The sequence below is a fragment of the Nocardia wallacei genome, from assembly GCF_029868745.1.
GTDB classification, from domain to species: Bacteria; Actinomycetota; Actinomycetes; order Mycobacteriales; family Mycobacteriaceae; genus Nocardia; species Nocardia wallacei_B.
Genome location: NZ_JARWOP010000009.1, coordinates 1 through 11062, shown reverse-complemented (window position 1 = coordinate 11062; position 11062 = coordinate 1). Strand labels below are relative to the sequence as shown.

10 protein-coding genes are annotated in these 11062 nt (G+C 69.2%); 7 read left to right on the top strand and 3 right to left on the bottom strand.

The genetic code is table 11. From position 1 onward, the window contains the following. The coding region (locus tag QH470_RS00210) for a glycosyltransferase (protein ID WP_483243929.1) at positions 1 to 1070 on the top strand (1070 nt) is incomplete at its 5' end. Positions 1071 to 1224: 154 nt separating this feature from the next. Further along, entirely contained in the window at positions 1225 to 2079 is an 855-nt protein-coding gene (locus QH470_RS00205) for an SDR family oxidoreductase (RefSeq protein WP_280270176.1), read from the top strand. On the opposite strand, the gene soxR is transcribed toward QH470_RS00205, so the two are convergent. Then, a complete protein-coding gene (soxR, locus tag QH470_RS00200; RefSeq protein WP_280270175.1) occupies positions 2076 to 2609 on the bottom strand; it encodes a redox-sensitive transcriptional activator SoxR in 534 nt (177 codons plus the stop codon). The two genes, QH470_RS00205 and soxR, sit on opposite strands and share 4 nt — an antisense overlap. Before the next feature lie 170 nt (positions 2610 to 2779). Here soxR and QH470_RS00195 point away from each other — a divergent pair, with 170 nt between their 5' ends. Continuing rightward, a complete protein-coding gene (locus QH470_RS00195) occupies positions 2780 to 4009 on the top strand; it encodes an arginine deiminase (RefSeq protein WP_280270174.1) in 1230 nt (409 codons plus the stop codon). Positions 4010 to 4015: 6 nt separating this feature from the next. Then, the gene (locus tag QH470_RS00190; RefSeq protein WP_280270173.1) at positions 4016 to 4375 is read left to right on the top strand and encodes a GntR family transcriptional regulator; all 360 of its coding nucleotides are present in this window, start codon (positions 4016 to 4018) and stop codon (positions 4373 to 4375) included. Here the strand turns inward: QH470_RS00190 and QH470_RS00185 are convergent, their stop codons facing one another. Then, on the bottom strand, positions 4376 to 5956 hold the full coding sequence (locus QH470_RS00185; RefSeq protein WP_280270172.1) for a dolichyl-phosphate-mannose--protein mannosyltransferase: 1581 nt from the start codon (positions 5954 to 5956) through the stop codon (positions 4376 to 4378). Positions 5957 to 6209: 253 nt separating this feature from the next. Between QH470_RS00185 and rsmI the strand changes: the two genes are divergently transcribed. Next, positions 6210 to 7055, top strand: a complete 846-nt coding sequence (gene rsmI, locus QH470_RS00180; protein ID WP_280270178.1) for a 16S rRNA (cytidine(1402)-2'-O)-methyltransferase — start codon at positions 6210 to 6212, stop codon at positions 7053 to 7055. An 81-nt stretch (positions 7056 to 7136) separates the two neighbouring features. Here the strand turns inward: rsmI and metG are convergent, their stop codons facing one another. Beyond that, positions 7137 to 8681 (bottom strand): methionine--tRNA ligase, encoded by a 1545-nt coding sequence (gene metG, locus QH470_RS00175; protein WP_280270171.1) that lies wholly within the window; start codon positions 8679 to 8681, stop codon positions 7137 to 7139. 58 nt (positions 8682 to 8739) lie between these two features. Between metG and QH470_RS00170 the strand changes: the two genes are divergently transcribed. Beyond that, positions 8740 to 9573 (top strand): TatD family hydrolase, encoded by an 834-nt coding sequence (locus QH470_RS00170; RefSeq protein WP_280270170.1) that lies wholly within the window; start codon positions 8740 to 8742, stop codon positions 9571 to 9573. Between the two features lie 187 nt (positions 9574 to 9760). Further along, positions 9761 to 10888: a resuscitation-promoting factor gene (locus QH470_RS00165; protein ID WP_280270177.1), complete on the top strand. Its 1128-nt coding sequence runs from the start codon at positions 9761 to 9763 to the stop codon at positions 10886 to 10888. The last annotated feature ends 174 nt before the right edge of the window (positions 10889 to 11062 follow it).

Here is an 11062-nt window from a genome sequence, read left to right as displayed (position 1 = left end):
GGGAGCTTCTTGATGGGGTGGTGGAATTGGTGTGGGGGTGCCTGGTGTTGGGTTTGTGGGCCCGGGCCCAGCGGTGGGGCGAGGAGACGCTCGGGACGGGCGTGCGCCGGATCATCGTTCCCGCCGTGGCGATTCCGTGGACCGGCGGCTACCGCGCCGCCGACCCGCGGCGGGTGGCCGACCTGCTGACCGGGCTGCGGCCGGACGCGCTCGAGGTGTCGGATCGGTTGACGCTGCGCGGATTCGGGCGCTGGGCGCGGCGGCGCGACATCGCGGGCGTGATGATCTCGCACGAGCGGCTGGACCGGTTGCTCGGTCAGGTGCTGCCGGGTCCGCTGGCGCGCCGCGCCGCCGACGCGGCCAACCGCCGTTCCGCCGAGGATTACGACATCGTGGTCTGCACAACGGAATTCGCGCGGGCGGAGTTCGAACGCATCGCGGTGCCGAACGTGGCCCTGGTGCCGCTGGGCGTCGACCTGGAGACGTTCAGCCCGCTGCGCCGCGACGGTGCGCTGCGACAGCGGTTCGGTGCCCGGCATCTGCTGGTGCACTGCGGGCGGCTGTCGGTGGAGAAGCGGGTAGACCGCAGTATCGAGGCCGTCGACGCGCTGCGCCGGGAGGGCCTGGACGCGCGGCTGGTGGTGGCGGGCGACGGGCCGCGGCGGGAGTCGCTGCACCGGCGGGCCCGCGCCGTGGCGGCGCTGCCCGACGGGCGTCCGGCCGTGCACTTCACCGGGTTCATCGCCGACCGGGACCGGCTGGCCACGCTGCTCGCGAGTTCGGACGTGTCGCTGGCGCCGGGGCCGCACGAGACCTTCGGGCTGGCCGCGCTGGAGGCGTTGGCCGCGGGCACACCGGTGGTGGCCAGCCGCTCGTCCGCGCTGGCCGACATCCTCACCGAGGACTGCGGCGCGGTCGCCGCCGACGATCCCTTCTCCTTCGCGCAGGCGGTCACCGACGTGCTCGCGCTCCCGCCCGGCGATCGGCGCCGCGCCGCGCGGAGCCGGGCCGAGCAGTTCACCTGGCCGGCCGCGGTTGCGGGGATGCTGGAGGTGCTCGGCGGTCGCTGACGGGCGCGCCCGCGACCGGCGGCGCAACGGGGCGTCGAACCCGGACCGGGGGCAGCCCGTATGCTCTCGGCAGCACAGGAAAACGTCAGGCGCCGGGAACGGGGAACCCGCGGAGGGTTCGGCGCCGCCCCCACCGAGTATCCGAGGAAACCGCGTGCGCGATCGCTTGAAGTCCGTGAGTGGCAAGAAGACTCTGGTCACCGGCGCGGCCAGCGGGATCGGGCGGGCCACCGCGATCGCCGCGGCCCGGGCCGGCGCCGAACTGGTGCTCACCGATATCGACGCCGCGGGCCTGGCCGAAACCGTCGAGGCCATCGGCCGCGAGGGCGGCAAGGTGCTGTTCTCCCGTGCCCTCGACATCAGCGACTACGACGCGGTCACCGCGTTCGCCGACGAGGTGCACGCCGCGCACGGCGGCCTCGACGTGGTGATGAATGTCGCGGGCGTGTCGGCCTGGGGGACCGTGGAGAACCTCGAGCACCGGCACTGGCGCACCATGGTCGACGTCAACCTGATGGGCCCGATCCACGTGATCGAGAACTTCGTCCCGCGGATGGTCCGGGACGGGCGCGGCGGGGCGCTGGTCAATGTGTCCTCCGCCGCGGGGTTGCTGGCCTTCCCGTGGCACGCGGCCTACAGCGCCAGCAAGTTCGGGCTGCGAGGCGTGTCGGAGGTACTGCGGTTCGATCTCGCGCGGCACGGCATCACCGTGCACCTGGTGGTGCCGGGCGCGGTGAACACGCACCTGGTGCAGACGGTCGAGATCGCCGGGGTGGACCGCGACGATCCGCGAGTGCAGCGCTACGTCAAGCGATTCCAGAGCCACGCTACGCCGCCGGAGCGGGTGGCCACGCAGATCCTGCGCGGTATCGAGAAGAACCGCTTCCTGATCCACACCTCGTTCGACGTCCGCTTCGGATACTGGTGGGCGCGCAAGTTCGCGCTGCCCTACGAGTTCGCGATGCGCCGGGCCAACGACCTGTTCGACAGCTTCCTGAAGAAGGGTTAGCAGGCGGCCGAGTCGGCTTCCGCTGTCTCGTAGACGGTTTCGCAGCCGGCGCCGTCCGGGGACGCCTCGCAGTGCAGGTTGACGTCCAGGACGCGGGCGCCGGGGCCCTCGTCGCCGAGCTTGTCGTGGAAGTTGACGATGCGGCAGCTGGCGAGCGAGAGGCAGCCGCAGCCGATGCAGCCGGTGAGACTGTCGCGCAGGCGGGTCAGCTGCTCGATACGCTGGTCAAGATCGACCCGCCAGATGGTGGACAGCCGTTCCCAGTCCTTGCGATTCGGGGTGCGGCCCTCGGGGAGGGTGCCCAGGGCCTTGCGGATCTCGCTGAGCGGGATGCCGACCCGCTGGGAGATGCGGATGAAGGCCACCCGGCGCAGCGTTTCGCGGGAGTATCGGCGCTGGTTACCGCTGGTGCGACGGCTGGTGATCAGGCCCTCGCGCTCGTAGAAGTGCAGCGCCGACACCGCGACCCCGCTGCGTTCGGACAACTGGCCCGGGGTGAGTTCCTTGGTGTTCCAGGTCGTCTGCTGCATACCTGAACAATACTTCAGGTAAAGCGCACACCGCGGCCGTTTGGAAGTAACTTACGGCGTGTCGCCATCATTCCCGGTGTGCCGTCCGGCCCGTGCGGGCGGGTCGGTCCCGGCGGCGTACACCCAGCGAATTCCGTGCCAAGGCGGCAGCGGATGACTACGGTCGGGTTATGGAAACAGAGGCTGTGCCGCCGGCGCGACCGTTTTCCGTGACAAGCGAGGTCGGGACGCTGCGCACGGTGCTGCTGCACCGGCCCGGCGCGGAACTGCGGCGGCTCACCCCACGCAACAACGATCAGCTCCTGTTCGACGCCATCCCGTGGGTGGAGCGCGCCCAGCAGGAACACGACACCTTCGCCGGGCTGCTTGCCGGGCGCGGCGTCGAGGTGCTGCTGCTGCAGAACCTGTTGGTCGAGACGCTGGCGCGCAGTGGTCCCGGCCGCAGCATGGGCATCACGGCCGCGGTGGACGCGCGACGCATCGGTTACGCGCTGGCCGAGGAACTGAAGTCCTACCTGTTCGGCGTGTCGGACGCCGAGGAACTGGCGTCGGTCCTGATGTCGGGGATGACCTTCGACGAACTGCCCTTCGATCCGGGCACGTCGCTGGTCCGCCGCATGCATCACGGCACCGACTTCGTCATCGATCCCCTGCCGAATCTGCTGTTCACGCGTGACTCCTCGTTCTGGGTGGGCCCGAAGGTGGCGATCACCTCGCTGGCGCTGCCGGCCCGCGCGCGCGAAACCTCGCTGACCGATCTCGTCTACGCCTTCCATCCGCGCTTCCTCGGCGTGCGGCGGGCCTACGAGTCGCACACCGCGCCGATGGAGGGCGGCGACGTGCTGCTGCTGGCGCCCGGCGTGGTGGCGATCGGGGTCGGCGAGCGCACCTCCCCGGCCGGTGCGGAAGCGTTGGCGCGCAGCCTGTTCGAGGACAATCTCGCGCACACCGTGCTGGTGGTGCCGATCGCGCAGAACCGCGCGACCATGCACCTGGACACGGTCTGCACCATGGTCGACACCGACGCCGTCGTGATGTACCCGGCGGTGCAGGATTCGCTGTGCGCCTTCACCATCGGCAAGCGCGACGACGGCACGGTGGAGATGCGCGGGCCGGACCCGTTCCTCCCCGCGGCGGCCGAGGCGATGGGCATTCCCAAACTCCGGGTCATCGATACCGGCCTGGACGGCGTCACCGCCGAACGGGAACAGTGGGACGACGGGAACAACACCCTGGCGCTGGCGCCCGGGGTGGTCGTCGCCTACGAACGCAACGAGAACACGAACGCGCGGCTGGCGGACGCGGGTATCGAGGTGCTGACCATTCCCGGATCCGAGCTCGGCTCCGGGCGCGGTGGTCCGCGCTGCCTGTCCTGCCCGTTGTCGCGGGACGAAGTGTGAGGCGCGATGCTGGACATCCCGGTCGACCATCATTCGGCGGTTCCGCCGTACGAGCAGTTGCGGCAGGGCATCATCGCCCGGGTTCGGTCCGGTGAGCTGACGGCCGGGACCAAGATCCCCACCGTGCGCGCGCTGGCCGGCCACCTCGGGCTGGCGCCGAATACGGTGGCGCGCGCCTATCGCGAACTGGAACAGGACGGCGTGCTCGAAACGCGCGGGCGGCTCGGCTCGTTCATTGCCTCGTCGGGCGATCCGACCCGGGATCTGGCCGGGCGGGCAGCCACCGAATACGTGGCGGTCATCCGGCGGCTGGGGCTCGACGACGAGGCGGCGGTCGGCTATGTGCGGGCCGCGTTGAGCGAGTAGCTATTTCCAGCTCGGCAGCCAGAGATGGTCGTGCCAGTTGCCGACGGTGATCGGCAGCGCGGTCAGGATCGGCCACAGCCAGATGAAGTTGGCCACCACCACGCCGAGATACAAGCACACCAGCAGCAGGCTCAGCCGCCGGTGTTCGGTCCAGCGCTCGAAGCGGTCGCCGACGCGGGCGAAGGGCGCGGGCCCGAGGATGTCGCCCAGCACCAGGGCGATGCCCATGACCAGGAACGGCGCCATCGGGACCGCGTAGAAGTAGTACATCTGCCGGTCCAGGGTCGCGAACCAGGGCAGCAGGCCCGCGCCGTAGCCGACCAGGACGGCGGCGTAGCGCCAGTCGCGGCGGGTCGCGGTGCGCCAGATCGCCCAGGCCAGCATCGGCAGCGAGACCCACCACAGCGCCGGCGTGCCGATCAGCATGACCGCTTTCACGCACACCGCCTGGCCGCAGCCGGTCACGCCGCCGTCGGCGTAGTAGTAGAGCATCGGCCGCAGGCCCATCGGCCACGACCACGGCTTGGACTCCCAGGGGTGGTGGTTGCCCGCCGAATTGGTCAGGCTCTCATGGAATTTCAGTGATTCGGCCTGGTTGTGCCACAGCGAGCGGAGCGCGTCCGGTATCCAGGACCAGGTGCCGCCCGCGCCGAGGGCATTGCCGACCGAATAGCGGTCGTAGCCGTCCTCGCTCGCGATCCAGCCCCAATAGGCGGCCAGGTATACCAGCAGCGGGACGAGCACCAGGGACGCCAGGGCCGGGCCGATGTCGCGGACGGCGGTGCCGACCCACGGGCGTGCGACCTTGTACGCGCGCCGGGCGGCGACGTCGAAGCACACCGACATCAGCCCGAACGCGGCGACGAAGTACATGCCGGACCACTTGGTGCCGCAGCTCAATCCGAGCAGCAGGCCCGCGCCGAAGCGCCACCAGCGCACGCCCAGTCGGGGCCCGAAGGTGCTGAGCGCGAGGCGTCCCTCGATGTCGGCCCGTGCCATGCGTTCTCGGACCTGGTCGCGGTCCACGATCAGGCAGCCGAAGGCGGCGGTGACGAACAGGGCCTGGAAGATGTCGAGCATGCCGATGCGGGAGGAGACGAACGTCAGGCCGTCGGCGATCAGCAGCAGTCCGGCGATGGCGCCGATCAGGGTGGACCGGGTCATTCGCCGGGTGATCCGGATGACGAGCAGGACCAGCAGCGAGCCGAACACCGCCGCCGAGAATCGCCAGCCCCAGCTGGTGTAGCCGAACAGCAGCTCGCCCAGCGCGATCATCTGCTTGCCCACCGGCGGATGCACCACCAGTCCGTACGCCGGATTGTCCTCGACCCAGCCGCCGGTCACCAGCTGCCAGGCCTGCGGCGCGTAGTGCTTCTCGTCGAAGACCGGGGTGCCGGCGTCGGTGGGATAGTTCAGGTTCAGGAACCGGGTGACCACGGCGATCGTGGTGAGTACGAGCGTGACGACCCAGCCGCGCACCCGATCGGTCGGGCCGAAATCGGGGGTGGGGCGCAGCGGCGCCGGGCTGGACGAAGCCGAGCCCGCGCCGATCGCCGGGCGCGCGTCGGTCAGCTGGGTCACGCGTCGATCGTATGCGGTGCACATCCGGCCTCCGCGCAGCGGTGAGCCGAGGGCGGCGGTGTGCCCGGCTGGGCTGAGCGGTCACAGATCGGGGTGAGACGGCAAATATTGCTCTGCCGCCGCGATTGGTGACCGGTGTGGCCGGATGCCGCGGGCCCCGGACCGTGGGCCGCGTGGTGGCGCGTTGCCGCAGTGTTGTCTGATGGAGCCCGGCCGGCGGCGAGCTGTGACCGAATCCGTGGACGGGAGTGCGATGAGCGGGCAGGCCGGGCGTCTGGTGCTGGCGGCGACGCCGATGGGTGACGCCGGGGACGCCTCACAGCGGTTGCGGACGGCGCTGGAGATCTCGGAAGTGGTTGCCGCCGAGGACACCAGGCGGACGCGGGCGCTGGCCAAGGCGCTCGGGGTCGAGATCACCGGGCGGGTGGTGAGCTTCTACGACCACGTGGAGGCCGCGCGGATTCCGCAGTTGCTGGCGGAGATCGAGGCCGGGCGCACCGTGCTGCTGGTGACCGACGCGGGCATGCCGTCGGTGAGCGATCCCGGCTACCGGATGGTCGCGGCGTGCGTCGATCACGGACTGCCGGTGACCTGCCTGCCCGGCCCGTCCGCGGTGACGACGGCGCTGGCGCTGTCCGGGTTGCCGATGGAGCGGTTCTGCTTCGACGGCTTCGCGCCCCGCAAGTCGGGCCAGCGCAAGCATTGGCTGCGCACGCTGGTGGCCGAACCGCGGGCCGTGGTGTTCTTCGAGGCGCCGCACCGCCTGGCCGACTGTCTCGCCGACGCCGTCGAGGTGCTCGGCCCCAGCCGCCGCGCCGCCGTGTGCCGCGAGCTGACCAAGACCTACGAGGAGGTCGTTCGCGGCACCCTGGACGAACTCGCCGCCTGGGCGGCCGACGGTGCCCGCGGCGAGATCACCGTGGTTCTCGAAGGCGCCCAACCGCTTTCGGCCGATCCCGCCGACCTGGCCACCGAGGTGGAGGACCTGGTCGCCGACGGGATGCGTCTGAAAGACGCCTGCGCCCAGGTCGCTTCGGCCACCGGCGCCTCCCGCCGCGAACTCTACGACGCCGTCCTCGCTGCTCGCGCACGTGGCTGACGAGCGAGATCGCTTGCGGTACAGCGACTCACGCCACGCATCCGATGTCTGTTCCAGCGGCGGCATCGGTGCACACCAGCGCTAGTCCTTCGGCTCGACGTACTTCGGGAAAACCGGTTCCGGCGGCGGCAGCGGCAGGCCCGGTTCGATCGGGGTGGCCAGGTCGGCGAAGGTGCGGGCGGTCTGGGCCAGCTGGTCCAGGATGCGGCCCGCGGAGCCGGGGATGACCGGCTGCACCAGGATCGAGACGATGCGCAGCACCTCGAGGGTCACGTACAGCACGGTGCCCTCGCGCGCGGTGTCGCCCGCCTTCGCCAGCGCCCACGGCTGCTGTGCGGAGAAGTACCGGTTCGTCTCGCCGAGCGTGAGCCAGATCGCCTCCAGCGCCAGATGCATCTGCTGCTGGTCGAATTCGGCGCGCGCCCGCTCCAGCAGGCCGTTCGCCCGCTCCAGCAGGGCGCGGTCATCCTCGGTGAACTCGCCGGGAGTCGGTACGGCGGAAGCGAAGTCGCGCGCCACCATCTTCAGGCTGCGCTGCACCAGGTTGCCGTATTCGTTGGCCAGATCGGTGTTGATGCGGCCCACGATCGCCTCGTGGCTGTAGGAACCGTCCTGGCCGTAGGAGATCTCGCGCAGCAGGAAGAAGCGCACGGCGTCCAGGCCGTAGGTTTCCACCAGCGCCGTCGGGTCGACCACGTTGCCGACCGACTTCGACATCTTCTCGCCCTTGTTGGTCAGGAAGCCGTGCACGAAAACGCGTTTCGGCAATTCGACCCCGGCCGAGAGCAGGAACGCCGGCCAGTACACGGTGTGGAAGCGGGTGATGTCCTTGCCGATGATGTGCACGTCGGCGGGCCAGAAGCGTTGGAACGCAGCGGATTCGGTGTTCGGGAAGCCCACGCCGGTGAGGTAGTTGGTGAGGGCGTCCACCCATACGTACATCACGTGATCGGGATGGCCGGGCACCGGCACGCCCCAGTCGAAGGTGGTGCGCGAGATGGACAGATCGCGCAGTCCGGCCTTGACATAGCTGACGATCTCGTTGCGGCGGGTGGCGGGCAGGATGAACTCTGGATGCCGCTCGTACAGATCGAGCAGCGCCTCCTGATACTTCGACAGCCGGAAGAAGTAGTTCGACTCCTCGGTCCACTCCACCGGCGTGTCCGTCTCGGTGGCGACCCGGGTGCCGTCCGCGCGGACGGTGGTCTCCTCCTCGGTGTAGAAGGCCTCGTCGCGCACCGAGTACCAGCCCGAGTAGGTGTCGAGGTAGATGTCGCCGTTGGCCCGCATCCGCTCCCAGATGGCGATGCTGGAGGCGACATGGTCCTCGTCGGTGGTGCGGATGAACCGGTCGTAGGAGATGTCGAGGGCCTTGTCCAGCTGCTCGAACACGTCGGAGTTGCGCGAGGCGTACTCCTGCACCGGGACGCCCGCGGCGCGCGCCGACTGCTGCACCTTCTGACCGTGTTCGTCGGTGCCGGTCATGAAGAACACGTCGTAGCCGTCGAGGCGCTTGAACCGCGCGAGGGCGTCGGCCGAGATGTACTCGTAGGCGTGGCCGATGTGCGGCGCACCGTTCGGGTAGGCGATGGCCGTGGTGATGTAGAAGGCGGGGCGTTCGCTCATGATGTGACTACTGTAATCGGCGTGCCCGTGACCGTTCGCGCGAATATCCCCGGTGGCCATGCCTAGCAAACGACCCGCACCCGAACCGCCCGAACCGCTGTCCCCGCTGGTGGACGCGCACACCCACATGGACGCCTGCGGCGCCACCGACGCCGAATCGGTTGCCGCCCTGGTGGATCGCGCCGCGGCGGTGGGTGTCGGCCGGGTGGTCACCGTCGCCGACGACCTGGCCGCCGCACGCTTCGCGGTGCGCGCGGCGCACTGGGACCAGCGGGTGTACGCCGCCGTCGCGCTGCACCCGACCCGCGCGAACGCGCTCGACGACGCGGCGAAGACGGAGCTGGAGAAGCTGGCCGCCGATCCGCGCGTGGTCGCCGTCGGCGAGACCGGGCTGGACTACTACTGGCCCGGCAAGCTCGACGGCTGCGCGGCGATCGAGGATCAGGTCGAGGGTTTTCGCTGGCATATCGACCTGGCGAAACGCCTCGGCAAACCGCTGATGATCCACAACCGCGAGGCCGATCACGACCTGCTGGCCGTGCTGCTGGACGAGGGCGCGCCCGAGACCGTGATCTTCCACTGCTTCTCCTCCGACACGAACATGGCGCTGGCCTGCGTCGCGGAGGGGTACGTGCTGAGCTTCTCCGGCACCGTGAGCTTCAAGAACGCGCACGAACTGCGAGAGGCCGCCACGGTCGTGCCGGATGAGCAGATTCTGGTGGAGACCGACGCGCCGTTCCTGACCCCGCACCCGTTCCGCGGCGCGCCCAACGAGCCGTACTGCCTGCCCTACACCGTGCGGGCGCTGGCCGAGCTGCGCGAGCAGGACCCGGTCGAACTCGCGAAGATCACCACGGCCAACGCGATGCGGGTCTACGGAATGTACTTCTGACCCCTCGGACCAGCGCGTGTATGCGTTCGAGGTGCGGATTGTGGGGCAGTTCACTACGATGACGCGGGTCGTTATCTACCTGCTGTGTCGATATCGACCCGTGATGTGGAAAACCCCTGTTCCACGGCTTGTGGTTGTCAGGGCCTGACCCCCTCGTTATCGTATTGTGACCATGCCGGACTTTCGGATGCCCGCCCTGGAGCGGATCAACTCCTCACGCTCGCCGCTGCTCTATGCGGCGATCGCGGCGATGCTGATCACGCTGACCGTGGGCGCGGCACTGGCGATCATGAATCGCAAGACCGTCACCGTCGTCATCGACGGCCAGGAGTCCAGCTTCAGCACCATGTCCGGAGACGTGCGCGGGGTACTCAAGGCCGCCGGCTTCGCCCTCACCAACCGCGACGCGGTCTCGCCGTCGGCGGACGAGATCGTGCTCGACGGCGCCACCGTCACGCTGAACCGGGCTCGGCAGGTCGCGCTGACCCTCGACGGACGCCCGCAGAAGGTGTGGACCACCGCGGCCACCGTCGCCGACGCGCTGCAGCAGCTGAACATCCCCTCCGACGTGTTCGTGTCGCCCGCGCGGCCGACGCCGCTCCCGCTGCAAGGGGCCGCGCTGGCGGTCACCAGCCCGCGGACCGTGCTGCTCGCCGACAACGGTGAGCCGCCCGGCTATGTGCGGATGGCCGCGCCGACCGTCGGGGAACTGCTACAGGTGCAGGGTGTGCCGCTGGCGAACCAGGATTCGGTCGAGCCTGCCGCCGCGACGCCGCTGCGGGACGGGATGAAGATCACCGTCACGCGTAAGCGGGTGGAGAACCGGGTCGAGCGGGTGGCGTTGGATCCGACCGAGGACGTCATCGAGGATCCGGAGCTGAATATGAGCCGGACCGTTGTCGAGAATCCGGGTAAGGCGGGGGTGCAGGACGTGACGTTCGCGGTGTCGATCGTCAATGGGGAGGAGGCGAGTAAGGATCCGATCAGTAACACGGTGATCGTTCCGGCTCAGCCGAAGACTGTTCGGAAGGGGGCCAAGCCCGGGACCGAGGTGCCGCCGGTTCGGGATGGGGCGGTGTGGGATGCGTTGGCGCAGTGTGAGTCTCATGGGAATTGGGGGATCAACACTGGGAACGGGTTTTTCGGGGGGATTCAGTTCGATCAGAATACGTGGGAGCGGCAAGGGGGGACTCGGTATGCGCCGAGGGCTGATTTGGCTACTCGGGAGGAGCAGATTGCTATTGCGGAGGTGACGAGGGCGAGGCAGGGATGGGGGGCTTGGCCGGCTTGTACTAGTCGGTTGGGGATTAGTTAGGGGGTGGGGGGTAGGTGGGGGCTTTGGCTGGGTTGGGTGGGGATCGCTGCTGTGTTTTTGGCCTCCGCTTCGCTTCGGCGGGTTTTAGGCGCCCTTGGTATAGGGGTTTTTTTGGGGGTGGGTGGTTGTGTATATGGGTAATATAAAAAACACCAAAACAAAACACCCACCAAA